This is a genomic window from Enterococcus sp. SMC-9 (assembly GCF_021011285.1).
Lineage (GTDB): Bacteria > Bacillota > Bacilli > Lactobacillales > Enterococcaceae > Enterococcus_C > Enterococcus_C montenegrensis.
In genome coordinates, this window is the sequence record NZ_JAILYE010000003.1 from 343,233 (window position 1) to 367,133 (window position 23,901).

General features: G+C 38.9%; 20 protein-coding genes. 14 read left to right on the forward strand and 6 right to left on the reverse strand.

The window, feature by feature from the left end; all coding sequences use genetic code 11:
- Positions 1 to 18: 18 nt before the first annotated feature.
- Both K4422_RS06320 and K4422_RS06325 read left to right on the forward strand, forming a co-directional pair.
- On the forward strand, positions 19 to 705 hold the full coding sequence (locus K4422_RS06320; protein WP_230709837.1) for an N-acetylmannosamine-6-phosphate 2-epimerase: 687 nt from the start codon (positions 19 to 21) through the stop codon (positions 703 to 705).
- A gap of 14 nt (positions 706 to 719) precedes the next feature.
- Complete coding sequence (locus K4422_RS06325) at positions 720 to 1,571, forward strand: MurR/RpiR family transcriptional regulator (RefSeq protein ID WP_230709839.1); 852 nt, start codon at positions 720 to 722, stop codon at positions 1,569 to 1,571.
- A 211-nt stretch (positions 1,572 to 1,782) separates the two neighbouring features.
- Here the strand turns inward: K4422_RS06325 and K4422_RS06330 are convergent, their stop codons facing one another.
- On the reverse strand, positions 1,783 to 3,561 hold the full coding sequence (locus tag K4422_RS06330; protein WP_230709841.1) for a glycerophosphoryl diester phosphodiesterase membrane domain-containing protein: 1,779 nt from the start codon (positions 3,559 to 3,561) through the stop codon (positions 1,783 to 1,785).
- Between the two features lie 198 nt (positions 3,562 to 3,759).
- Positions 3,760 to 4,089, reverse strand: coding sequence for a heavy metal-binding domain-containing protein (locus K4422_RS06335; RefSeq protein WP_206902924.1), 330 nt, complete (start codon positions 4,087 to 4,089; stop codon positions 3,760 to 3,762).
- Between the two features lie 465 nt (positions 4,090 to 4,554).
- On the opposite strand from K4422_RS06335, the gene mnmE reads away from it, so the two are divergent.
- The 7 genes from mnmE (at position 4,555) to K4422_RS06370 (ending at position 13,815) form a co-directional block, all read left to right on the forward strand.
- Positions 4,555 to 5,952, forward strand: coding sequence for a tRNA uridine-5-carboxymethylaminomethyl(34) synthesis GTPase MnmE (gene mnmE / locus K4422_RS06340; RefSeq protein ID WP_230709844.1), 1,398 nt, complete (start codon positions 4,555 to 4,557; stop codon positions 5,950 to 5,952).
- Positions 5,953 to 6,569: 617 nt separating this feature from the next.
- Positions 6,570 to 8,462, forward strand: a complete 1,893-nt coding sequence (gene mnmG / locus K4422_RS06345) for a tRNA uridine-5-carboxymethylaminomethyl(34) synthesis enzyme MnmG (protein ID WP_230709846.1) — start codon at positions 6,570 to 6,572, stop codon at positions 8,460 to 8,462.
- A 229-nt stretch (positions 8,463 to 8,691) separates the two neighbouring features.
- Positions 8,692 to 11,274 (forward strand): hypothetical protein, encoded by a 2,583-nt coding sequence (locus K4422_RS06350; protein ID WP_230709848.1) that lies wholly within the window; start codon positions 8,692 to 8,694, stop codon positions 11,272 to 11,274.
- Positions 11,275 to 11,284: 10 nt separating this feature from the next.
- Positions 11,285 to 11,563: an LPXTG cell wall anchor domain-containing protein gene (locus tag K4422_RS13615; protein WP_230709850.1), complete on the forward strand. Its 279-nt coding sequence runs from the start codon at positions 11,285 to 11,287 to the stop codon at positions 11,561 to 11,563.
- Positions 11,556 to 12,131, forward strand: coding sequence for a WxL domain-containing protein (locus K4422_RS06360; RefSeq protein ID WP_230709853.1), 576 nt, complete (start codon positions 11,556 to 11,558; stop codon positions 12,129 to 12,131). Before K4422_RS13615 ends, K4422_RS06360 begins: the two co-directional genes overlap by 8 nt.
- Before the next feature lie 17 nt (positions 12,132 to 12,148).
- Positions 12,149 to 12,781 (forward strand): hypothetical protein, encoded by a 633-nt coding sequence (locus K4422_RS06365; RefSeq protein WP_206902918.1) that lies wholly within the window; start codon positions 12,149 to 12,151, stop codon positions 12,779 to 12,781.
- A gap of 14 nt (positions 12,782 to 12,795) precedes the next feature.
- Entirely contained in the window at positions 12,796 to 13,815 is a 1,020-nt protein-coding gene (locus tag K4422_RS06370) for a DUF916 and DUF3324 domain-containing protein (RefSeq protein WP_230709855.1), read from the forward strand.
- 153 nt (positions 13,816 to 13,968) lie between these two features.
- Here the strand turns inward: K4422_RS06370 and K4422_RS06375 are convergent, their stop codons facing one another.
- Positions 13,969 to 15,162 (reverse strand): amidohydrolase family protein, encoded by a 1,194-nt coding sequence (locus K4422_RS06375; protein WP_230709857.1) that lies wholly within the window; start codon positions 15,160 to 15,162, stop codon positions 13,969 to 13,971.
- A gap of 205 nt (positions 15,163 to 15,367) precedes the next feature.
- Positions 15,368 to 16,282, reverse strand: a complete 915-nt coding sequence (locus K4422_RS06380) for a hypothetical protein (protein WP_230709859.1) — start codon at positions 16,280 to 16,282, stop codon at positions 15,368 to 15,370.
- 174 nt (positions 16,283 to 16,456) lie between these two features.
- Between K4422_RS06380 and K4422_RS06385 the strand changes: the two genes are divergently transcribed.
- Both K4422_RS06385 and K4422_RS06390 read left to right on the forward strand, forming a co-directional pair.
- A complete protein-coding gene (locus K4422_RS06385) occupies positions 16,457 to 16,672 on the forward strand; it encodes a hypothetical protein (RefSeq protein ID WP_206903061.1) in 216 nt (71 codons plus the stop codon).
- Between the two features lie 52 nt (positions 16,673 to 16,724).
- Entirely contained in the window at positions 16,725 to 17,609 is an 885-nt protein-coding gene (locus K4422_RS06390; protein WP_230709935.1) for an SPFH domain-containing protein, read from the forward strand.
- Positions 17,610 to 17,664: 55 nt separating this feature from the next.
- On the opposite strand, the gene K4422_RS06395 is transcribed toward K4422_RS06390, so the two are convergent.
- Positions 17,665 to 18,363, reverse strand: a complete 699-nt coding sequence (locus tag K4422_RS06395) for a hypothetical protein (protein ID WP_230709861.1) — start codon at positions 18,361 to 18,363, stop codon at positions 17,665 to 17,667.
- 664 nt (positions 18,364 to 19,027) lie between these two features.
- Here K4422_RS06395 and K4422_RS06400 point away from each other — a divergent pair.
- Positions 19,028 to 19,660, forward strand: a complete 633-nt coding sequence (locus K4422_RS06400) for a FusB/FusC family EF-G-binding protein (RefSeq protein WP_230709864.1) — start codon at positions 19,028 to 19,030, stop codon at positions 19,658 to 19,660.
- A 153-nt stretch (positions 19,661 to 19,813) separates the two neighbouring features.
- Here K4422_RS06400 and K4422_RS06405 read toward each other — a convergent pair whose 3' ends face one another.
- A complete protein-coding gene (locus tag K4422_RS06405; protein WP_230709866.1) occupies positions 19,814 to 22,810 on the reverse strand; it encodes a YhgE/Pip domain-containing protein in 2,997 nt (998 codons plus the stop codon).
- Positions 22,811 to 22,958: 148 nt separating this feature from the next.
- On the opposite strand from K4422_RS06405, the gene K4422_RS06410 reads away from it, so the two are divergent.
- Both K4422_RS06410 and K4422_RS06415 read left to right on the forward strand, forming a co-directional pair.
- On the forward strand, positions 22,959 to 23,567 hold the full coding sequence (locus K4422_RS06410) for a TetR/AcrR family transcriptional regulator (protein WP_206902910.1): 609 nt from the start codon (positions 22,959 to 22,961) through the stop codon (positions 23,565 to 23,567).
- A 181-nt stretch (positions 23,568 to 23,748) separates the two neighbouring features.
- Positions 23,749 to 23,898, forward strand: coding sequence for a hypothetical protein (locus K4422_RS06415; protein ID WP_230709868.1), 150 nt, complete (start codon positions 23,749 to 23,751; stop codon positions 23,896 to 23,898).
- Positions 23,899 to 23,901 lie beyond the last annotated feature (3 nt).

Sequence of the window (23,901 nt, forward strand, 5' to 3'; positions counted from 1 at the left end):
ACAAATGGGAGAATGCAGATGAAAAAAGAAGTTATGGCACAAATTAAAAATGGTGTGATTGTTTCATGTCAGGCACGTAAAGGCTGGCCAATGTATGGCAAAGATATTATGGCTGCTTTTGCCAATGCCGCTGCAGTAGGTGGTGCTGTGGGAATACGAGCGACCGAACCGGAAAATATTGCAGCAATTAAGACAGAAGTAAAACTACCAATGATAGGTATTTACAAACAGTGGTTTGAAGGCTACGATGTTTATATCACTCCGACTTTTGCGAGTTGTGAAGCTATTATTCAAGCTGGTGCAGATATCGTCGCACTAGATGGTACGAAGCGGCCACGACCCAATGGTGAAAAATTGGCTGATATTATTGCGAAGGTTCATGAACAATATCCAGAGATCATTGTAATGGCTGACTGTGATAGTGTCGAAAGTGGAGTATATGCTGAAAATTGTGGTGCAGATCTCGTATCAACTACTTTAGCAGGTTATACAGAGGAAACAAAAAATAATACCACGTTTAACCCTGATCTGATTTGTGAATTGGTAGAAAAAATTACAGTGCCAATTATTGCAGAAGGACATATTACTTCTGTGAATGACTTAAAAGCAGCATATAAAGCTGGTGCTTATTCTGTTGTAATTGGAACAGCAATTACACGACCAGAAGTAATTACAAAAAAATTTGTAACAAGCTTAGAAAACTAATTTGAGGTGAAGAAATGTTTTTACTCCCAGCGCTAAAAAAACAAGAAAATTTTTCGGAAATTGAAAGTCAAATTGCTGATTTTGTCTTGCAGGATGCTGAACGGGTAACCAGGATGACAATTAAAGAATTTGCAACCGGGGCGGCGGTTAGCGAGGCTAGTGTCGTTCGTTTTTGCAAGGCGATTGGAGTGAAAGGGTTTCGCGATTTTAAAGTAGCGCTAAGCCAAGAATTATTTAGTAATAGTAAAAATGAATTTAATATTGTAAAAAAAGAAAAACATGAAAAGTTATCGATAAATGACGTCTTTTTTAACACCATGGCATTAGATCAATTGGCAGTTCAGCAATTAGTGAATACACTCGATTTAAAAGAAGTAGCAAAAGCAATTACTTTATTAAAGGATAAACAAAAAGTGACAGTTTATGGCGTGGGGGCGTCTGCGGTGGTAGCCGAAGATTTCGCCCACAAGGTTAGTAAACTAGGTGTTACAGCCAGTTTTAATCGCGATTTCCACCAGATGTTGGCCTTAGTATTGAATTTAACAGCCGAAGATATTTTCTTAGTTATTTCAACTACGGGAAAGACAGCTGAAGTGGTGCAATTAGTAACGCTAACCAAAGAAAAAGGTGCCACAGTGATCGCAATTACAACTTTACAAAATTCAAAATTAGCAAAGCTGGCAGATATTAAATTATCCACACCAGTTTTAGAAGAATATTTTCGAGTAGCAAATATGGCCACCCGAATTTCACAGTTGGCTGTTGTGGATGTTTTGTATATGGGGTTGTATGAGGAATTAGGCGAAGTTGCTGTTGATAAATTGTACGATTTGCATCATGCCATTCAGCGCTTTCGCGGGAAGTGATTTATGAAAAACGAACACTTAAGGTAATACCCCAAAACCTTATTTCATTTACAGGCAATAAAATAAAGACCTGCTAAATATTAGTGTCATTACTAATATTTGGCAGGTCTTTTGCACTATCAAAAAGGATAAAATTAATAGAAAATACCAGACTATCGCTAGTTTTTGTCAGAATCGCGGCAATTTTTTGGCAGTAGAATTTGGCTTGTTTTTAGTTTTCTTGATTGTTCCAACTTGCAAGCTGCGTGACATATAAAAGCAAGCGATCGGCATAAGATGGGCTGTCTTTAAAGGAACGGATTTCTGCGTTTAGAGTGGAAAGATCATCTGTAATAATCCCGTCGACATCCATGAAAAAGAGGCTATCCATTTCAGTACTGTTATTGACAGTCCAAATGTAAACTTGTTTTTTCAAAGCTTGGGCGTGCATGATGAAGTTGTTATCTAACGTTGTCTGCTCCATGGTATACGCATTGGCTTTGGTATTGGGATAGACAAAGTTATAAGGCAAAATAAAGCTAACAAATAGGTTGGGCGCTTGGGCTTTTAAACCGGTAATGACGCGATAATCCAGTGAATGAATGCGATGCTGATTTTTTAAAATCGTTGCTTGGTATTTTTTTATAAAGTTTTTTAGCATTACTGGTGAGTCGTGGGGTGTTGTTTTAATTTCAATTAATAATTTTTGCTTGTGTTGATTGGCATAAGACAGGTAATCATCAAAGCTAGCAATTTTGGCTTTGTGGCCATTCTCCCGGACTGTTAGCGCTGTGAGCTGTGCCAAGGTCAATTCGTGGGGCGTTTTATTTACTCCGGCCAATGCAGATAAATTCTCATCGTGCATCACGACAAACTGTTGATCTGCGGTTTCGTGAATATCCATTTCGATATAGTCGGGTTTTTCTTTTAACGTGTCTGCCATCGCGGGAATGGTATTTTGCACGCCATTTGCGCCATTGACACCGCGGTGAGAAATCGTTAGCGGTAAAGTAGTCACAGCGCCGGTTAGAAAGAGGGCGTTATAAATCATGACGGCAACGGTGATGAAAAATATGACGCCTCCAGCCAAAACGCGCGTAGAAAAACGGTGCTTTTTGGTTGTTGTGCCTAATTGTGGTAACAAAATTTTTTTGGGTAAAATCATTTGGAAAAAGACAACCATAGCCCACAATGTAATCAGCTGTGTGGCAATTTCCATGATGCCTAAATTCACAGTCGCACCTGCTAATGGCCAATAGCTCGGTAACTGATCTAGTCCCAATTGAAGTAGATACAAGCAGAAAATAACGACGATCGTTAAGATAGCTGTTAATAAGTTAAGCCAAAACAAACGGAAAAAGACTTTGATTAGATGCCCCTTGCTTTTTTGCCAACTATTGAAGAAGGCTTGGCGCGCCGGTTGTTTTTGCAAGATTAAATTAGGTAAAAAATACAGAGAACGCAACCCGAGATAGCCCATCGCCAAAAAGAACAAGAAAATTAAAACGGCAAAAAGCGGTTTGGCAATTAAAAAGGTTAAAACAAAATCGGGAATTTTAATTTTACTTAAAAGCACGCTTTGGAAAAAGAAATTTGCAAAGGGTAAAATTAGAAAGCCGTAAATCAAAAAATAAAAGAAGGTGCTCTTAGGCAAGTGAAAAATTTCTTTCACCGAGTAACGAATGAGCGCCATTGGTTTTAAACTGCCTTCTTTTTGAATGAGGCTTATGCCGTAGAGCAAAAAAGAAAATTGCCAAAATAAGGCGATTAAAATTAAAAAGACGACAGCTAAAAGCCCCAAGGTGACAAAAGGATGGCTCATCAATATAGTGGGCAGATTGGTAATGGTTAGATAAGGAATGCGACCAACTTTTAACACGTATTCTGTTAGAAAACGGGCTAAAGGGATAACGAGCCACTCCAAAGCCAAACTCATTGTCAAAACTAATAAAACATAACTGCCCCAGTGGTGAAAAAACTCTTTGGTACTGGCACGAATGGATTGATTCATAATTGTTTTCCTTTCTGGATGAGAAGAAAAAAAGCCCTTAGTTAAAAAGTGGGCTGAATTTTACCACTTGTTTTTTTAACTGTCTAAAAATTCTTCTGCTTTATTAATGTAATGTATCTGAAAAAAAAGTCTGAACTAAACAAATTAAAGCTAATTTGTTGTAGCACAGACTTACAATAAGTTTTTAGCTGTTTGTACTTAGCCGCCAACGGTTGTTTCAATAAATTGGACGACGGTGCCGTAAGCGAAAATTTCCAAATACGTTTTGCCGTCAACTTGCACGTGATCGTGATCAAAATGGCAGTTGATGACAGCATTGGCGCCATAAGAAAAGGCCTTTTTCTTTAACATCAACATAATATCTTGCAGTGATTCGTTGGGGTCGACAGTTTCATCAAATAAATCTGTTTCAAATTTTTCGGCAACGAAAATTACGTCCCGCACAGCGTAGCTACGGTTGACGTTACCAGTGGAGATAATAACTTCGTGAATGCGCATGTCGTCTTCTTTTTGTTTGTCAAATGTCATATCGCTCACTCCTTGTAGGTTTGGTGCTGAAATGATTATTTTGTCAAAATTGCGAAATAATAATTCACCAGCAGAAACCAAATTTATTGTTGCAAACAGCCCCAAAAGAGCTGAAATTAACTGTAATTTAATTTTACCGTGATAAGAACCTTTAAGTAAAGCTAAAACCTCTCACAAATTCTGGCATGAAATCTTGCAAGACGGCTAATTTTATGCTAGTCTATGACCAGAATTTAAGGACTTGCAGTCAAAGTGCGCTGTCTTTTGTAAATTGTTGGAAGCTTCTCTAAGTAGAAGTTTTTTTCCTATTTGCAAAAGATGAAGCACTTTTTTTATTGCAATAAATCGTGGCAGAATCCTTTTAGACCGCGGATTATCGCAAATTTTTATTTTAAAATTTATTTTAACAAAAATAGTTTTAATCACTAACTGCAGGCGATACAGTTAAAAAAAGGAGTTTAACTAATGGCAAATATTACCCAAGAATTTGATACGATTGCCGCAATTTCCACGCCGCCTGGCGAAGGGGCGATCAGTATTGTCCGTTTAAGTGGGGATGATGCAGTGAAAATTGCAGATGAAGTCTATCGCAGCGGTAGCAAATGTCTGGCAGATGTTGCAAGCCATACCATTCACTACGGGCATATTTTTGATCCAGCGACAGCGCAGATGGTAGATGAAGTAATGGTTTCCGTGATGCGGGCCCCAAAAACATTTACCAGAGAAGATGTGATTGAAATTAATTGTCACGGCGGAATCGTCGTGGTGAATCAAATTTTGCAATTATTGCTGCGACAAGGCGCCCGGCTAGCAGAACCAGGCGAATTCACCAAGCGGGCCTTCTTAAATGGGCGGGTGGATTTATCCCAAGCAGAAGCCGTGATGGATTTAATTCGGGCGAAAACCGATAAGGCGATGAATTTGGCGCTGAATCAATTAGATGGAAATTTATCCAGCTTAATTCGTTCCCTACGCCAAGAAATTTTGGAAACATTGGCGCAAGTGGAGGTCAACATTGACTACCCAGAATACGACGATGTAGAGGAACTAACGACGCGCTTGTTGCTGGAAAAAGCCAATCAAGTGCAAGGGCAAATCGAACAATTACTTTTAACCGCCCAACAAGGGAAAATTTTGCGGGAAGGTCTAAGTACGGCGATTATCGGGCGACCAAATGTCGGCAAATCTAGTCTTTTGAATCATTTATTAGCCGAGGAAAAAGCAATTGTAACAGACGTTGCCGGCACAACGCGAGATGTCATTGAAGAATACGTGAATGTGCGAGGGGTGCCATTAAAATTAATCGATACCGCCGGAATTCGCGACACAGAAGATATTGTTGAAAAAATCGGCGTGCAACGCAGCCGCAAAGCGTTAGAAGAAGCAGACTTGATTTTACTGGTATTAAATCAAAGTGAAGCCTTAACCAAAGCCGATTTGGAATTATTGGAATTAACCCAAGATACCAAACGAATTATTTTGCTAAATAAAACTGACCTACCAGCTAAATTGGAACAAGAAAAATTACAGAAACTCGCAGCCGATGCCCCAATTTTTGCTGTTTCTGTTTTGCAAAATGAAGGTCTGGATCAATTGGAACAGGCAATCGCAGAATTATTCTTCGCTGGGCAAACCGGCGAAAAAGATGCCTCGTACATTTCCAATACCCGTCACATCGCCTTGTTGGAAAAAGCCAATCAAGCGCTAGGAGATGTGGTAACAGGAATAGAAGCTGGTATGCCAGTCGATTTGGTTCAAATCGACATGACCCGCTGTTGGGATTTCTTAGGCGAAATCGTCGGCGATAGCGTACAAGACGAACTTATCACCCAACTATTCAGCCAATTCTGTCTAGGCAAATAAAAACGGTTAAAAATTTTAAAATAATAAAATTCAGCAACTAAATTAAATCGCGCTGTAATAGACTTAACAGTTCGATAATATGCAAGTTCAACTTAATGTCTTCTATTTAGTTGAACTGTAGGCGTAGTGAAACGAAGACAGACTTATTACTCACTGTCAGCCCAGTCTATACAGCAGCTAATTGAGGATGTCAGTTCTACTGAAGACAGCTAGCTGTCTGTATAAAAAAATAGTGATTACTTGGCAGGTAATCAAATTGTAATGGTTAGCTAGTAGAATGATATACGGAGTGAAAATCAGACTAATTTTCGCAAGAAAATTAATACAGTAATATGAACAAAATCGCGCTAAAACAGCTAGAAAAATCGACAATATGCAAGTTCAACTTAATGTCTTCTATTTAGTTGAACTGCAGGCGTAGTGAAACGAAGACAGCCTATTGCTCATTTTCTAAACGAGCTGTTTTAGCAGCTAAATTAAATCGCGCTGTAATAGACTTAACAGTTCGATAATAAGAAAAACCAACTAAATGCCACAGAACGTCATCCAGTTGGTTTTATCTTATTACTCACTGTCAGCCCAGTCTATACAGCAGCTAAGAGGAGCGGATTTATTTCATGGAATATCAAGCGGAGAGTTATGATGTTATTGTTGTTGGCGCGGGTCATGCGGGTAGTGAAGCGGCGTTAGCCAATGCGCGTATGGGCAATAAGACGCTGCTTTTGACGATTAATTTGGATATGGTGGCCTTTATGCCATGTAATCCTTCAGTCGGTGGTCCAGCAAAAGGTGTTGTGGTGCGGGAAATTGACGCGCTGGGCGGCGAAATGGGCAAGAACATCGATAAAACATATATTCAAATGCGGATGCTAAATACAGGTAAAGGTCCGGCAGTACGTGCATTACGGGCACAAGCAGATAAACATGCTTATGCACAAGAAATGAAGCATACAATTGAGCAAGCAGAAAATTTAACCCTGCGTCAAGGAATGGCAGAAAAATTGATCGTTGAAGATGGTGTTTGTAAAGGCGTAATTACCAATACAGGTGCACGTTACAGCGCAAAAGCGGTTATTATTACAGCCGGTACAGCTTTAAGAGGTGAAATTATTATTGGGGAATTAAAATATTCTTCTGGTCCGAATAATTCACAACCATCAGTTGGACTTGCCAATAGCTTAAAAGAATTAGGTTTTGAAATTGCCCGATTTAAAACAGGGACACCACCACGGGTCAAATCTGGATCAATTGATTATACGCAAACAGAAATCCAACCTGGAGACAAAGAAGCCAATCACTTTAGTTATTCAACGCCGGATAGTGCCTATAAACAAGATCAAGAACCTTGTTGGTTGACTTACACAAGTCCTAAAACCCACGAAATTATTCGCGATAATTTACATCGCGCGCCAATGTTTACCGGGATTGTAGAAGGTGTGGGGGCGAGATATTGTCCGTCAATTGAAGATAAGATTGTGCGTTTTGCAGACAAAGAACGTCACCAACTTTTCTTGGAACCAGAAGGCTTAAATACAGAAGAAGTTTACGTGCAGGGCTTATCTACTTCAATGCCAGAAGATGTGCAAGTTTTAATGTTGCGTTCGATTGCGGGACTGCAAAATGTCGAAATGATGCGGACAGGTTATGCGATTGAATACGATGTGGTCGTGCCACATCAATTGCGTCCAACTTTGGAAACAAAATTAATTGAAAATCTTTATACGGCAGGACAAACCAATGGTACTTCTGGCTATGAAGAAGCTGCCGGCCAAGGCTTGATTGCCGGAATTAACGCAGGCTTAAAGGTTCAAGGTAAAGAACCATTGATTTTAAAACGCAGCGATGGTTATATCGGTGTGATGATTGACGACTTAGTTACAAAAGGCACCCAAGAACCCTACCGCTTATTAACCAGCCGCGCGGAATATCGTTTGATTTTGCGCCATGACAATGCCGATTTGCGTCTAACACAAATGGGTCATGAAATTGGGTTAGTAAAAGAAGCACAATACCAAGCTTACTTAGCCAAAAAAGAAGCGGTTGAAAATGAAATTGCCCGTTTAATGAAAATCCGGATTAAACCGACGGCTGAAGTTCAAGCCTTTTTAGAAACAAAGGGTGCAGCACAATTGAAAGATGGTGTTTTAGCCAATGAATTTTTACGCCGTCCGGAAATTAGCTACGCTGAATTATTACAATTTATCCCTGCTGACGAGAATCTTTCCCCAAAAGAGATCGAACAAGTTGAAATTCAAATCAAATACGAAGGCTATATCAAAAAAGCCTTAGAAAAAGTTGAAAAATTAAAACGGATGGAAGCCAAAAAAATTCCAACCAACATTGATTATGCGGCCATTAATGGTCTTGCGACAGAAGCGCGTCAAAAATTAACCAAGATTCAACCCGAAACCATTGCCCAAGCGAGCCGCATTAGTGGTGTTAATCCTGCTGACTTGAGTATTTTAATGGTTTACATTGAACAAGGTAGAATTGCTAAAGTTGCGAATTAGTTTGCTTATATAAATTTTAAAAATTTTTTAAACAGTCTGAAATTTTTTTCGGGCTGTTTTTTTTTGCCTAAATTTCGATTAGGACGCGTTTTGTTAAATTTGTTTTTTTATTATGAAATAAAATAACGAGCCATTTTAGCACGATTGGAATAATTTTAATTTGAAAATGATGATAAAATAATGATATAGTTAAAAAGAAGTGATAATAAAATGAATTAAGGTGTAGAAAATGAAGAATTTAAAAAGACGAGCGTTTCATTTTGGTATGATGATTTGTTTGTTATTATCCGTTGTCAGCGTAAATAAATCTGATTTTGCTCAAGCAGTATCAGCAAAACAAGACCGAAAAAAGACGGAGACGTTTGCGCCGACAAATTCTAATCAAAAATTCATTAATCAACAGGGAAGTTCTAGAGACTCTCATGTTTTGAATGGGAATAATGAAGCGGGTTCTTTGTTGCAAAGTACAAAAACAAATGAACCAAAAATTAAAGAAGAAAATAATCAGGAGTCGATTTTGTCATATGCACCGCTTCAAGTGAAGGATGCTTTTTTGAATCGTCGGGGAATTGATCAAGGCACTGGCGTTGGTATCGGCGCGCAGCAGGCTGCGATTCCTTTACAAGTAAAGCGATACTTGGACGAGGAAAAAGTAGAGGGGCGACGTGTTTTTAATGCTGCGGCTCTTGGTGGAAGTAAAGTAAATGAAAGGGAAATTGAAAGTGCGCTTGCCACACCTTTTGAAGCGGCCGATACAGTTAGTGACACGCTTAATTTAACGCGATTTCGTAAACAAACCTATTTCAATCACTATCGCGCAGGTATGGCGCAATCCCAGAATACGGTGGATTTTAGTCAGGGAAATAGTGGCACAGTTTTTAATGCGTATCTGTATATGGCGGAATATACAGAAGGTTTGACCTTTTTTATGCGGCCACAACGCCAAATTTCCTCAGCTGATTATTACGATTATCAAGGCGCAGATTCGACAAAGTATGAAGTGCAAGGGTTAGGTGCCTATTATCATGGTTCAAAAGAAAATCCGGAACAAAAAAATCGCGTTACTGGTATTCAAGATGCTATGCTAGTTGCTTTTGATAACTGGTCCAATGATGGACACACGCACTTGGGATCGGATTCATCTTTAGCCAATAGTGAAACGAAGGGGAAATCCCATTTATCGGTTTATAACAGCAATAAACCCCATGTTTTTAAACCGGAATTAGCCAATGAAAATCGCAATGGTGCTGCTCAACGTTGGGCAGTTTATGCCGGAAATGGCTACTTTAATAAAAAATGGTTTAAATTCAGTTTAGCCAATATTAGAGCCCATTACGCTACGATTAGTATTCAATTGCTTACGGCGACGACAGAAGAAAATCTGGCTAGTTTTGATGTTGATTTACGCCATTATATTGATGGCTACAATGAACAGCAGCCGCCCCAATTAGTTTGGGGTTTTACTGCGACGATGGATACTTCACTACAAAATACCAACAAGCAGTTTTTAAACAAAAACATGATTTTCTTTTCCGATTTTAAAAATCCTGATCACACCATGACCGGAATTTTGCAGCAAGATGCATTTTTAAAAACGGATTTAACTACCTCGCTGGCAAACAAATTGGTGAGAAAAGAAGATGTTTTACAACAAGAGGTCACTTTCAAGCATACCAGCGGTAATCTGCCCTTTGAAATTCATCAAAATAACCAAGGGCAGCATGGCATTGCCATCACGTATCGCAATGGTAAAGAGGCAGAAGAAGTTGTAAATGACAAAAAAATTACCTTTGAAAAAAACGGGGTGGAAATTGCCGGCACATACCAGAATGGCCAGTTTTATCCGCAACAAAAAATTGTTGTACAACCCAAAGAAAAACTGACATTACGTTATGAGACAAAAATCAAGGCAGTACCTGAGGGAACTACGATCACTAAGATTCCGAAATTAAAAGGAAGCTATCAAGTAGAAGGTAACACGATGCAGGTACAATTTACGACAGAAGCGTTGCAATATACCGTGACAGAAGATACGCCACCGGTGATTGCTTGGGATGAAAAATTAAATCAGTTCACCAAAATTCGTCAGTTTGATTTTACTAGTCCCAACTTAAAGACTCCGCTGAATTTTTATTTAAAAGATGAAGTGAAAAAAAATGAGACGCTAAAAGTCCAGTTGGCTAAAAAAGAGGGGAAAGAAGAGTCGGTCATTTGGACCAAAATGATCGCCAACAACAGCGAAATAAAACAGCAGACCTTACTTGTCACAGAGCTTGTTGAACATGTGCAATCAGATAGTGAGTATAGTCTACAAGTTATTGAATGTGATGCCAGCGGTAAAACGCTCCCCCTTGTTTCCAACAAGATTTATTTGCAAACAAAATATACACCAGAGCTACGCTTTACTTATGTCAGTGATCAGCTTCATTGGCAGGTCCCGTTAAAAGCCCAGGCTGAAATTTTGCCGCACCAGAGTAAAGAAAATTTACGCATCGAAATTTTAGATACGCGCCCGCAAAATAAAAGGAGCAATTGGTATCTTACTTTGCAGCTGTTGCCAGCAGAAGATTTTATTGGTCAGTACAGTTTCATTTGGAGAGACGACGATGAACAAGAACTAAATCGCCCCAATGCGCCGATTCAGATAAATACGGCAAATTTTCAAAAGGAAGACAATTATTTGAGTCAACGGGAATATGCCAAAGAAGAAGGGCTACTGCTCAAAACCAATCCCCTTCAAATGCAAGTAAAACCAGAGCTTAATCAAATAAAAGTCCAGTGGCAGCTACATGATGTCCCGATAGTGGAGTAGGAGGAAAATGGTGAAAAGAATTTGCTTTTTAGTGCTAGTCTGCGGCCTATTTCCAGTGCGTGCTTTAGGGGCAGAAATAACCTATGATCAAGATCAAAAAACGATACCCTTGGAATTATATCAAGAAAAAACCAACGCAAATACAAATGATTTAACTTTAAAAAAAGACAATCCGCTAATTTTTATGCCAAAAACAGGAGAAGTTTTACAAATGGGGCTATCTTTTGTGGGGACGCTACTAGTTGGCGGCACAATTTTATTTTATCAAAGGAGGCGTAAAGATGCGTAAATGCTGGCTTTATTTAGTTGGCTTGCTCGTGTTTGGCAGCCTCTTTATCCGGCCGCCGACAGGATTGGCCGCAAGTAATTTGATTATTGAAGTAATGGAGCAAGACTTGCAATTACAAATGGTAAAGCCGCCAGATTTTGGCCGGCATAAAATACGCAAGGAGCGCTTTACGATCACTTCCAAGACGGATTTAGTGATTCAAATTACAGATAGTCGTTACAGCAAACAAGCAGGTTGGCAGCTGCTTTATCAATTCCAACCTTTCAAAAAAGAAGCACAATATCTAGCAAAAGACGTCTACTATCAGTTAGGGACAGGCAAATTACGAAAAAAAAATCACCAACAGTGGCAAGTTAGTTCCCAGTTTCAAAGCCAACCCTTTAAAACAAAGCAGCAACAAGCAGGAAATACAATTGTGAAAAAGACTGGCGAAACAGATCAAGCAGCGATTTCTTATGAATATCGGGTCAAAAAAGAAGACATTCAGCTAACAATTTCTCCTGACGCTGCCGCCGGTTTATACAAGGCCACTCAAATTATTGTCTTACAAAATGTACCAACCATATAAAAAGGAGCGAAATAAAGATGAAAAAATTTTTAGCAGCAGGTTTAATGACAATGACACTATTAAGTTGTGGGAATTCGGCATTTGCCAAGGTGGAAAGCGATACAAAAGGTAGTACCGATTTGAATATTACCGTTTTAGCCAATGAAAATCCGGAATTGCAACAACTAAAATTAATCAATGTTCCCGACCGTTTTGAACAAACAACCACCCTTAATGCTACCGGGAATTACACAGTAGACTTTACCGATCAAAATATTAAAGATGACAGCGATAGCGAAATTAAGAAAGTTTTCAAAAATAATTACGTTGTTTTTAATGATACGCCAAGTGTTTCATGGAATTTAAAAGCTTCTTTAAACAAAGATAAAGTTGATGAAGCTGGTAAAACCAATATTGCGACTGGCAATAAAGCGGTGACGATTACCAAATTTACAGTCGAAGGCAAAAAGATTTATGGTGCCGGTGCGGATGGCGACATTATTTTTTCTAGTCAAGATGTGACAGAAAAAGCTGGTTTCCTAATGAAAAAATTTGAAAGCGGCGCAATGGAATTCAAAGATCATGATTTCCAATTAAAACAAGGGGATAAAATTGACGTAGAAAATTTGGTACTCTTCACGCTAACGGCTTTGCCGGAAGTTGCGGAGTAATTTAGGAGGCAATAATGAAAAAAAGTGGCTGGATTTTGGTATGTTTAACTTTTGTTTTCTTATTTTTAGGGCCAACAGCGCAGGCGAGTGGCAATGTAGAATTTAGCATTCGTGGTATCTTACCGGAAAATCAAATTGATAAAGAGCAAACTTATTTTGATTTGTTATTAAAGCCTGGTGCAAAACAAGAAATCAAAATCGCAATAAAAAACGATGCTGCTGTAGCTCAAAAATTTGTGGTAAATATTAATCAAGCCACCACCAATAGCAGTGGTCAAATTGATTACAGCAGTAAAAAGGCGCCATCTGCTGCAACGATATATCCAATTGAAGATGTCGTTCAAGCTCCCAAAACCGTAACCGTACCACCACAAAGTGAAATACAAGTGCCACTTTCTGTTACCATGCCAACAGAAAAATTCGCTGGTCGAATTATGGCGGGGATTCAAGTTTTAAAATTGATTGAAGAAGATGGGGCAGCTGTCACGAGTCAATTTGGCTATATTCTGGGGTTGCAGCTGCGCAATACTTTAACACAAGTGAAGCGAGAGCTGAAAATTACCAATCCTAAAGCCGCTATTTCCTTTGGCGAGACAGCTTTTAGTGTGAACGTGGAAAATATGACCTTGGACGCGATTGGCAAGATGACCTACACCGGTAAAATTACAGAAGCGGGTAAAAAAACAGCGCTGCAAAAAATAAACTGGGAAAATCGTTCCATGGCACCTAACTCGAATTTTGATTTGGTCTTTGCAATGAACGATCAAGAAATTAAACCAGGCGCCTATCAGCTTCACTTGCAAGTAACCGACGGCAAAGGCAATGTCTGGCAAGTAAACGAGTCTTTTACAGTGAGCAGTAAAAACGCCAAAGAAGTTAACAGTGCGATTATTCCGGTGGCAGCTAGTTCTCAGACACCGCCATGGCTGTATGGGCTAGTCGGTGCGTTGGCAGCGTTATTAGTTTTAGTAAGTGGTGTTTTACTAAAATCCCGCCGCCCGCAGGCTAAGGCCATCAAAGAATTAAACAGCTAAAAATATCTTTTAAAGTGGTAGCGGTGCTGACTTGTCAGCACCGCTACCATTTTTTAGAAAAAAAAGACCGGCAAAATGAAAGGCGGTAGCAAAAAAAGTTAGTTTTGTCGTCTAACTTTTTGCTACTTTCACCATTTCTGCCAAGTCTTTTTACTATTTTACTTGTTTTCCGTTGAAGTAACTGGCCGAAACCGGAATTTTACGGGCGACAAATTCTGCCGTAGAGTCAGCGTTTACTAAAGTGAAATTAGCTGCCATCCCCACTTTAAGCCAGACGTCTAAAGCCAGTGCTTTTTGGCCGGTTACAAGTTCCAAACTTTCGGTTAATTCTTCTTGTGATAGTTGGTCAAAAATTTCAGCATAGCGATTTAATTTATCCATCACATCACCATTGCCAAAAGGTGACCAGCAATCATAGATGTTATCGCAGCCAATAAAGGTTTTGACACCGGCAGCTTTTAGTTTGGTTAATGGTGGAATAACAAAATTTAAAGGAATGCTGGAAATAATCGTAATCCCATTTTCTGCTAAGGCACTAAAAAGTTCATCTTGTTCTGTACCAGCTAAGTCTCTTAAACCATAAGCGTGACTAATCGTTACTTTATTTTGCCAGTTTGCTTCTTTGGTCAGCTCCAACAATTTAGAAAAGAATGCCCGCGCATTATCACCGCGTTCGTGAATGTGTAAATCCATGGGCACATTAAATTGAGTGGCTAATTCAAAAGTTTGATTTAAAGAAAGAGCTAAGTTTTGGTCAAGGGAGACCGGATCGACCCCGCCAACTAAAGTAGCACCATTGCGCAGCGCTGTTTTCATCTCATCATAGGCATCAGATAAAAGCAGACCATGCTGCGGAAAAGCAACCAATTCATAATCCAATTTATCAGTATACGCACTTAAAACTTTTTGCGCAGATTCCAAGTAGCGTTGGCCAACCTTGGGATGAATGTCGATGTGGGAGCGAAAATGAGTTACACCATGAGCCAGCTCTAATTCAATTAAGTTTTTCATGCGCTCTTCAAAAGATAAAGGCGCACTTTCTAAATATTCAAATTCTTTGGTAAAACGCTGCACCAAGCTATCAGCTGGTTCAACGGGATACCAAGGAATCCCTAATTTACTTTTATCAAAATGCACATGCATTTCGCGTAACTGCGGTAGGACTAAAGCATTTTTACCATCAATTATGGCGCTTTTAGGATCAAAAGATTCCTCTGAATCACTAACAGCAGTAATCACACCATCTTCAAAAGTAATCGCTACTTTTTTGGTCTTGGTTCCATAAGTGAAACCAGCGTTTTTTAGATAATCTGTTTCAATTCTGACGTTCTGAAGTACAGTTTTCATAATACACCTCGCTTATTTTTCATAAGGGTACTCCAAAGACAAATAAAAAGCGAATTTTTGCTTTCAGATGTTTTTTTTACGCCGCAAAAAAGAGGTAAGCAAGCAAATGTTTCACATGAAACTTTTTTGTCACATTTTTTGTTACAATAAAAAGTTGATTTTACAGCAGTAGACATGAAAAAAAGCTTAAGGTGTAACAGTCAGGTTATGGCTTATTTTCATCTTCAGCGGCTGCTTGCAGCTTTTGCCTTAAAGTGGTCATTTTTTCGTTGGCTTCTTCAAATAAGGCGGGAATTTGCTTAAGTAATTGGCTAGTGACACCCAGTGCGTCTTGCGTTGCATGAGGCGTTAAGACAGTGGTGCTGGCGGCAAAATTTTTGGACAGCTCACGAACAATCGCCTGTGTTTTAGCCAAGACTTCTGGCGGCAAAGCGCTGGCGGAATAAGAGGCAAACAGTGTGCTGGTAGCCGTAATCGTAGCGCTGTATTGTAGCACCCACGTGAATAAATACTGTAAATCAACTTCTGAAATCGTGTTATTATGAATAGCAGTCAAAGTCGTTAAAATTGGTGCGGTAACAGAAGCCGGCACAAGTTTAGTTAAAGAAAGATTTTTAACCGCTAGTTGCGGGTTTTGCACTAAATCAAAACGGTAGCATAAATAGAGCAATTCTTGGATGCTGCTGGCAACAAAAGCCCCAGTTTTTTTATCCGCTTGATAAGTTTTGGTTTCAGCGAATGTTTTTAATAAGTCGGTGCCACATTTTAAAGCAGAAGGTGCGACATAAAGGCGAAAATAGGAGCTCTCACTGGTAAGAATACCGTCTAAAATTGATTTTTGTATTTTGGTACTAGTAAATTCGGCGTTAAAATCCGCTTCTTTTAGCTGATTTAATTTTTTTACAGCGTCTTTTTTTACCCGTGCCGTTAAGACGGCTTGTTTATTTTCCGCTTGAAAACCAACCTGGGCAAAATAATGCAGGGAAAAAAAGTTATTTTGGTAGAGGCATTCATTTAAATCAGCTAACAAAATCTCGTTGCCTGCATTTTGAATAAGCCAAGAGGTTAGCGTTTGTTTTAATAATTCTGCTTGCGTGGGTTCTTTTTTAAAAAAAGCCATGGGCTTACCTCCTTGTCTGATTTTTTATGATGCTTCTATTTTAGTCGAAAAAGCTGTTAATTAACAAATGATTCACTAAGAGCATTTTGCAAGTGGTATAATGATTGCAATCACGTTGGGGTTTTAGGTTTGGCTGGTAACAGGAGGTGGGCAAATTCGTTGGCAGATTATCAAATGGAAAAAACGTTAGGCAAATGCTTTCGGACAACGAAAGAAAGTTTTACTGGCAGTGTCAGGATTTTTGGCAGCTGGTATGATTATAGAGTGGTTGCCGGTTTGCCGGCAGTTGGGGATATGTTAGAAGTTATCGACTACACCCCTAATGCACTATTGGTAAAAGTGAACAATACATTATACGAAAGTGATGTGAATTACATTGGCAATTTTTAGTATCTTTTTTGTTATCTTATTGATTGGTTTAATTATTTTAATTTTGTCGCAAATGATTATTATCGTCGAGCAAGGGGAAGTCAAAGTCGTTGAAAGCTTTGGGAAGTATGTGAAATCGCTTGATCCGGGTTTACATTTTTTGATCCCCGTTTTGTACAACGTCAAGCAGCGGGTTTCTTTAAAACAAATTCCGATTCAAATTGATCCGCAAAGCGTAATCACAAAAGACAATGTTATCGTTGAAATTGATGAAGCGATTAAATATCACGTAACCGACGTCCGTGCTTTTGTATACGATAACCAAAATTCTGTAGTTTCCATGATCCAAGATTGTCAGTCTAATTTACGGGGTATCATTGGGAAAATGGATTTAAACGAAGTCTTAAATGGGACCGAAGAAATCAATGTGGCGCTATTTGAAAGTGTCAAAGATATTACGGCGGGCTACGGCTTGTCCATTGACCGCATTAATATTGGGGAAATTTCAGTTTCCGATGAAATCGTGAATTCCATGAACAAGCTCATCACAGCTAGCCGCGACAAAGAATCCTTGATCACAATTTCAGAAGGTAAAAAACAATCTGTCATTTTGGACTCTGAAGCCAAAGCCTCTGAGATGGAAATTGATGCCGCCGCGCGGGCCAAGCAAACCAAAATTGATGCCACTGCCAGAGCGGAGCGCATTAAAATCGATGCCGCCGCTGAAGCCGAACGCATTCGCGTCGTAACAGAAGCTGAAAAACAACGTATTAAAGAGATCAACAAAGCCATCCAAGAAAGTGAATTGGATGAAAAAATGTTATCTTATTTAGGCATTGAAGCCTTTAAACACGTGGTGGAAAATAATCACAATACGGTTATCCTACCAAGTAACTTAACGGAAATCGGCAATATTCCAGCCATTAAACAAGTTTGGGACGCAACCGATAAAAAATAAAGCAAAAAAGTGATGATACGTCTGGGTATCATCACTTTTTTTGTCTCACACTTATTTAAGCTTGTAAATCTCGATGGAGCTGAATGGTATTTTTGGCCCAATTTATTTTGTCTAAGCGATAAGGAAAATCACCGGATACGGTGTAACTTCCTGGGGTGGGAACATTTATTTTTTGCATGCGGGCGTTGCCTTTGGCCAAATAACCTGTACCAAGTTTTAACATATCTCGTAAGCCGAGATTGCTTTTGGTGTGCTCTTTGACTGTACCCAAGTTTTGCGTAATAGCGCTAAGACTGGGCGTGACGGTCTTCCATTTCATAAAACGAATCAAATCTTCCTGGCGGCTAAAAACGTCAAAAGACTTATCTTCGTCAATTTGATAGCTAATATAGGCATCAATTTCTGTCAAAGACAACTTTTGCGGACCTAATAAAAATTTTTGGCCGTTTTTTAAAGCGGTAAAATCTTTTTCAACTGTAATCGTTAAGGTGCCATCTGTATCCAGACCGGCTTCTTTAATCGCGGCTAATCCCTCTTCTTTTTTCAAGATGAAGTATTTTGTTACCGACTGAGAAAATGCAACCGAGAAGTATTTTAAAAAATCAGTGATCGAATTTTTAACATACAATTCTCCCAAGGTAATGTTGTGGAGCATGATTTCAGGACTAACGCGCCATAAAGAACCCTTATCCTGCAAATCATAAACAAAAAAAGTTGAAAAAATACCGTCATCAAAAATAAATAAAACTTTCATGTTTTTCCTCCTTATACAGTGCAATTTATTAAAATTCCGTCTTAATGCTTGGAAGTTAAACGAGTTCCTAAAGCTTTTCTAATTGTCTAGCTTCATGTACCAACTCTGCGGGAAAAATTCAAAAATTCGCTTCTGGTAAGGAACACCAGAAGTCAAATTTCCGACATTTTTCCACAGAGCTAATCGGTACATTCCACTTTTCTACATGTCTAGCTTTATGAACTAACTTCCTACGGCAATAAGTCAAAATTTCAAGAAATTTGAAGAACAATTTATTAAAATTCCGTCTTATTGCTTGGAAGTTAAACGAGTTCCTAAAGCTTTTCTAATTGTCTAGCTTTATGAACTAACTCTCGGCAACAATAAGCCAAACTCTTGAAAAATTTGAAGAACAATTTATCAAGAGTTCATCTTATTGCTTGAGAGCTGACCAAGTTCCTAAAGCTTTTCTATTTCTACTCTATCAATTTTTTTCTTTTTTGACTACCGGCGTAGGGCCGTTGCTTTTTTTAGAAAATGCGGGTATGATAACGAAGATTAGAACAAGGTGGTGGTCACATGATACGATTTGTATCTTCTGTACGCACAATTGGCTGGCAGTTAGACTGATGGCGCAGTTGTGACTTTCTTCTGCGCATCAGCGGTTTGGAGAAAGGAAAATCTTATGAATTTAGAACCTTATCAATTTTTTGCTTTAGCAAAAGACATCGACGATTTGATTAATGTCTATCAATCCGTCAATGACAAACAAACAGTCAACGCCGTACAGGCTTTAACAACTGAAAAAATTAATACCATTTTGCCGGAAGATTCTGCAAAAAAAGCAGCATTGGTGCAATTTATTTTAAATCCACATTTGACAAAAGCCGCAGCTGAACGTTATTTAAACGAATTAAAAGAACAAGTGACGCCTTTTGTTGCGCCAAGTGCTAAACAAGTGGAAAAAGTCTTTCGCAAGACGAAAAAATTGCGTTTACCAAATTTTGACGCGATGGATTTAAAAGAGCACACCTATATTGGCTGGAACGATCCGGGGCAGCAGCAAAAATTTATGCTGTATTATGAAAATGGTGCCCTAAAAGGGTTAAAAGGCAATTTTTCTAGTAATATTTTGAAAAATGTTTGTTCCATTTGTCATAAAACCAGTGAAGTGGCGCTATTTTTAGCCACGACTAAAAAAGGCGGCGACGGTACGTATACCAAACGTGGTAACTATATTTGCGTCGACAGCGACAAATGCAATCATCAACTTTATGATAAGCAACAGTTGCTAAATTTTGCTAACAAAGTAAAATAAAATTTCAGTTTACAATTTATAAATTTTAAAAGACAGAAGGATTTTTCCTTCTGTCTTTTTATTAGCCTTTTAGCTGATTTCACTGTAAAAAAGTGGTAGCAATAACTTAAATTTATCCGCTAGACCATTTTCATAGATTCAGACGCCCGCTTTTTAAACTTCGGACATTTCTTCATCAAAAGTGCGGGGATCTTTTTTCTTTTTGGTAAAAAAGACGATCATCAAGAGATTGCTGATTAGAAATAACCCGATAAACAGGCCGGTTTCAACTAACAGTGAGCCTTCGATGGAGATGCCTTCGCGTAATGCGCGAATGGAATAAGTCATTGGTAAAAACGGATTTATAACCCGATAAAATGCGCCACTTAATTCGATTGGATACGTTCCACCAGAACTTGCCAATTGAATGATCATAAAGATAAGCATTAAAAATGAACCAAGTTTTCCTAATAATAAATTGAACAACGTGACGATCGACATAAAGGTCAGGGAAACGAGGATGCTAAACAAAATCACTTTGACTGGCTGTAAGACAGTCATACCTAAAAAGACGGTCAAGACGAAATACACCATTAAAGCTTGAAAAATTCCGACAGCGCCTAAAATCGAGGCTTTACTTGCCCACCATGCGATACCACTTGTCGGTTTTTTCTTTGGTGTAAAAGTATCAAACAGCAAGTTAAATGTAATGGTTCCAATGAATAAGGCGACAGACATCATGTAAGGCGCCATTGCCGTCCCATTATTTGCTACTGAGTCAAAATCTTGGTGAATAGTGCTTACAGGCTTGGCCATGGCATCAGCTGAAACTTTCTTCGTGTTGATTTCTCTTATTTTATCAGCACCACTAGCCAATTGATTGCTCACTTCCTTTAGCCCACTTCCGACTTTTCCTAAAGATTGCTGTACTTGTTTTTCACCTGTAGCAAGTTGGAAACTGCCTGTTGAAATTTGTTGTGCACCACTGTCTAATTTTTGCGCACCTGAAATTATGCTGCCGCCATTTGCTGCTAGTTGTCCAGTTCCATTCACTAATTGTAAGGAACCATTTTGTAAAGCAGACACGCCACTACGCAAAGTAGGCAGTTTTTGCTGTACTTGATTTAAGCCAGCTGTTAGTTGGTTTGAACCATGGGTAAGCGTGGCTGATTGTTGCTGCAAGCGCTCAGTTCCACTAGCCAATTGTTTTGCGCCTTGGGCTAATTGATTGACCCCGCCACTTAGAACAGGAACTTTTTGTTGTAAATTAGCGAGCCCGTTCGTTAGATTTCCAGCGCCCTGATTAATTGTTTGTCCTTGTGCTGTTAATTTTGTGGCACCTTGTGTGAGCTGTTCACTGCCAGTTGCTAATTGCTGAATACTTTTCGTGAGAGTTGGCATATTTTTATTTAATGCTGCTGTACCTTGGTCAATTGCTTGGATGCCTGGAACAACTTGATTGGCAATATCGTAAAGTCCCTGCACAGATTTATTAATTCCGTTACTAGCAGTAGCGCTGACTTGGGTCAATTGATTTGCACCGGTTTTCAAGTCAGCTATTTGCGTAACAGGAATTTGTTGGACGGCGGCAAGGCCACTTGTTAGTTTTTCTAAAGCTTGTTTTTGAGCTGTTAGTGAAGCAAAAAGTGGTGTCGTATCGATTGAAAGCTGATTTGCGGCCTGCAAAGTTTGGCTATCTTGTTGTTGCATCGTTGTTAAGACCAAGTCCTTTTGTTCTTGGGATAAAGTCACACCGCTTGTGGCTAAGGCAGCAACGATGGCATTTGCATTGGTTGCTAAATCTGTTTGGTAGTTGGCGCTAAGATTCTGTTTTGTCGTTTCGATTTGCTGATTAATTCCAGCAACATTTTCTGATACGCTATTTAACTGATTAGAAAGTTCTGCTACAAGGTCTGTGACTTGTGCAATATTTTCTAGACCGCTTAAATCAGTTGTGGCCAATGTTTGAGCAACTTGTGTAAGATAGCTTTTCACGCTATCGGTATAATTTAAAAGCTGATTTTTTTCTGCCACTGACATTTGCACAGTACTTAAGCTAGCTGATATTTTTTTAGTTCCTTCGTTTAAAGCTTTTACTTGTTGAGGCAGTTGTTTCGTTTTTGAAGCTAAACTCTGCAGTCCCGCTGAAATTTGCTGTGTGCCGTCGCTGACGGATTGTACGCCATTTGTGTATTGACCTAATCCGTTTTGCAACGTTTGCGATCCAGCGCCTAATTGCCCCACACCTGTCGTTAAACTGGGAATATTTGTAGCAAATTGATTGATTACGCGGGTTAGCTTTTTAGATCCCTTTGTAACAGTGCCGACACCATTTGTATATTGTAAAACGCCGGTGGCAAGTTTTTTAGAACCATCGGTCAGTTGACTGATCCCACCGGTTAGTTCCGGCACTTTACCCGCTAAAGTCGCAATGCCGAGATTAAGTTTTTTAGCGCCGGTATCAACTTTTTTAGCGCCGGTGACATATTGTTGCAGACTTTTATTTAATGTGTGGCTTCCATCAGAAAATTTTAGTGAACTAGCAGCTAGTTTTGTTAAATTATCTGAAAGTGTCTGGCTGGCAGTATTTAACTTGTCGGTTCCTGCTGCTAATTTTTTGCCGCCTGCTGCTGCGCTTTGCATACCAGTGCCGGCTTTGCCAAATTGTGAAAGCAATGTTTCGCTATACATTTGGGTTACTTGACTGGATACTTGATTTTTTATTTGGGCCATCGCGGAATCTGACATTTTAGCCCCAGTCAAATTAGTACCCTGAGAGGTTTGATACGTAATTTCCATATCCTTTGGCTGCTTAGTTAAGATTGTCGTTGCATTTTTGGAAAAGTTTGCCGGAATCGTCACGATCATATAATATTTTCCTTTTTCAATTCCCTTTTGTCCCTGTTCTTTGGAGACAAAATGAAAGTCTAATGCGTGTGTTTGTTTTAATTTATTGGTTAAATTTTTACCAATGGCGAGTTGTTTGCCTTGATAGACAATTGGTTGATCTTGATTAACCACCGCAACGGGCAAATGATCAAGATTTCCGTAAGGATTCCACAGTCCACCTAAAAAGATGAGGTTGTATAATGCTGGGATCAAGCCAATTATCCCCAAGACGATTAAAAGAAATTTATTTTTGAATAACGCGCGCCATTCTTGTTTTATCATAATTTTGCCTTCTTCCCGATTTAATTCTGCTCACAATAAAAGCAAAACAACAACGTGTTGATTTGTGAACTTGGAAATTATATAATCGAGTAGAAAGATAGTCAACCAACAGATTTTTAGCTTTTGTCGATTTGAGAGGAAGAATACGATGGCAGAACAAAATTTAAAAAAAAAGCAAACAAAGAAAAAAATTTATCAAGCATTGATTAAATTGTCTAAAACAAAATTTATTCGAGATGTGACGGTTTCAGAGTTGTGTCGCACAGCTGCAATCAATCGCTCAACTTTTTATTTACATTATCAAGATATTGATGATCTGATTTTGGAGTTAGGGGAAGGCAATATTCACTTTTTCGTCGAAAGTGTCAAAGATAAGAAACTTTCTCCAAGTACAATCGATTTATCAGGTAATCAAACTGTTTTTATTGATTATAAAGATCTCGTCGAAACAATCAAACATGCCGAAAATGAAAAAGAAGTTGTGATGATGCTCTTAGGCAAACATGGCGATCCGCATTTTGCTACCGAGTTAAAAAATGCCATTCGTGATCTGCTGTCGTATTTTCTGCAAGATTATTATCCGCAGCTAAAAAGTAAGTTTCCCAATGTACCAGATGATTATTTAGCCATTATTCTCTTTGATACGTCTGCTGAAATCATTTTGTACTGGATGGAAAAAGGCATGCAAGAAACACCAGAAAAAATCAGTGAAATCATTTCCGCTGCCCGTATTGTAGGACCAATAAGCCTTTTGTAAAGCGATTTAAACAAGAAAAACAATAAAAAAGCAGGGATAATTAGCTGCCTTAGGGTTATTTAAGGCTGGCAGATTGTTTCGTTGTCATAAGCTTCATTAATTATCAGACAGCTCATTTTAGCTATATTTAGCGCTAGAATATCTGCTATACTAAAAAGAAATTGATCGTAGGGGAGAAAAAATGAAAAATACTACCAGTGAAATTATTGGACAAAGTGATGGGCCAACAGATATTTTAGTGCCGGGGTCAAATTTTATTGTGCCCGTCATAGTTGCTGTAATTATCGCAGTTGTGGTGATCGGTTTTATGCTTTATCGGAGGAAGAAATAGGCG

Excerpts from the sequence above, each read along its gene's own strand:
- K4422_RS06400 (WP_230709864.1), top strand. The coding sequence starts at position 19,028 with ATGAATTTAGAACCTTATCAATTTTTTGCTTTAGCAAAAGACATCGAC.
- K4422_RS06330 (WP_230709841.1), bottom strand. The coding sequence starts at position 3,561 with ATGAATCAATCCATTCGTGCCAGTACCAAAGAGTTTTTTCACCACTGG.
- K4422_RS06350 (WP_230709848.1), top strand. The coding sequence starts at position 8,692 with ATGAAGAATTTAAAAAGACGAGCGTTTCATTTTGGTATGATGATTTGT.
- mnmE (WP_230709844.1), top strand. The coding sequence starts at position 4,555 with ATGGCAAATATTACCCAAGAATTTGATACGATTGCCGCAATTTCCACG.
- K4422_RS06415 (WP_230709868.1), top strand. The coding sequence starts at position 23,749 with ATGAAAAATACTACCAGTGAAATTATTGGACAAAGTGATGGGCCAACA.
- K4422_RS06360 (WP_230709853.1), top strand. The coding sequence starts at position 11,556 with ATGCGTAAATGCTGGCTTTATTTAGTTGGCTTGCTCGTGTTTGGCAGC.
- K4422_RS06385 (WP_206903061.1), top strand. The coding sequence starts at position 16,457 with ATGGAAAAAACGTTAGGCAAATGCTTTCGGACAACGAAAGAAAGTTTT.
- K4422_RS06325 (WP_230709839.1), top strand. The coding sequence starts at position 720 with ATGTTTTTACTCCCAGCGCTAAAAAAACAAGAAAATTTTTCGGAAATT.
- K4422_RS06335 (WP_206902924.1), bottom strand. The coding sequence starts at position 4,089 with ATGACATTTGACAAACAAAAAGAAGACGACATGCGCATTCACGAAGTT.
- K4422_RS06375 (WP_230709857.1), bottom strand. The coding sequence starts at position 15,162 with ATGAAAACTGTACTTCAGAACGTCAGAATTGAAACAGATTATCTAAAA.
- K4422_RS06380 (WP_230709859.1), bottom strand. The coding sequence starts at position 16,282 with ATGGCTTTTTTTAAAAAAGAACCCACGCAAGCAGAATTATTAAAACAA.
- mnmG (WP_230709846.1), top strand. The coding sequence starts at position 6,570 with ATGGAATATCAAGCGGAGAGTTATGATGTTATTGTTGTTGGCGCGGGT.
- K4422_RS06370 (WP_230709855.1), top strand. The coding sequence starts at position 12,796 with ATGAAAAAAAGTGGCTGGATTTTGGTATGTTTAACTTTTGTTTTCTTA.
- K4422_RS06405 (WP_230709866.1), bottom strand. The coding sequence starts at position 22,810 with ATGATAAAACAAGAATGGCGCGCGTTATTCAAAAATAAATTTCTTTTA.
- K4422_RS06390 (WP_230709935.1), top strand. The coding sequence starts at position 16,725 with ATGATTATTATCGTCGAGCAAGGGGAAGTCAAAGTCGTTGAAAGCTTT.
- K4422_RS06365 (WP_206902918.1), top strand. The coding sequence starts at position 12,149 with ATGAAAAAATTTTTAGCAGCAGGTTTAATGACAATGACACTATTAAGT.
- K4422_RS06410 (WP_206902910.1), top strand. The coding sequence starts at position 22,959 with ATGGCAGAACAAAATTTAAAAAAAAAGCAAACAAAGAAAAAAATTTAT.
- K4422_RS06395 (WP_230709861.1), bottom strand. The coding sequence starts at position 18,363 with ATGAAAGTTTTATTTATTTTTGATGACGGTATTTTTTCAACTTTTTTT.
- K4422_RS06320 (WP_230709837.1), top strand. The coding sequence starts at position 19 with ATGAAAAAAGAAGTTATGGCACAAATTAAAAATGGTGTGATTGTTTCA.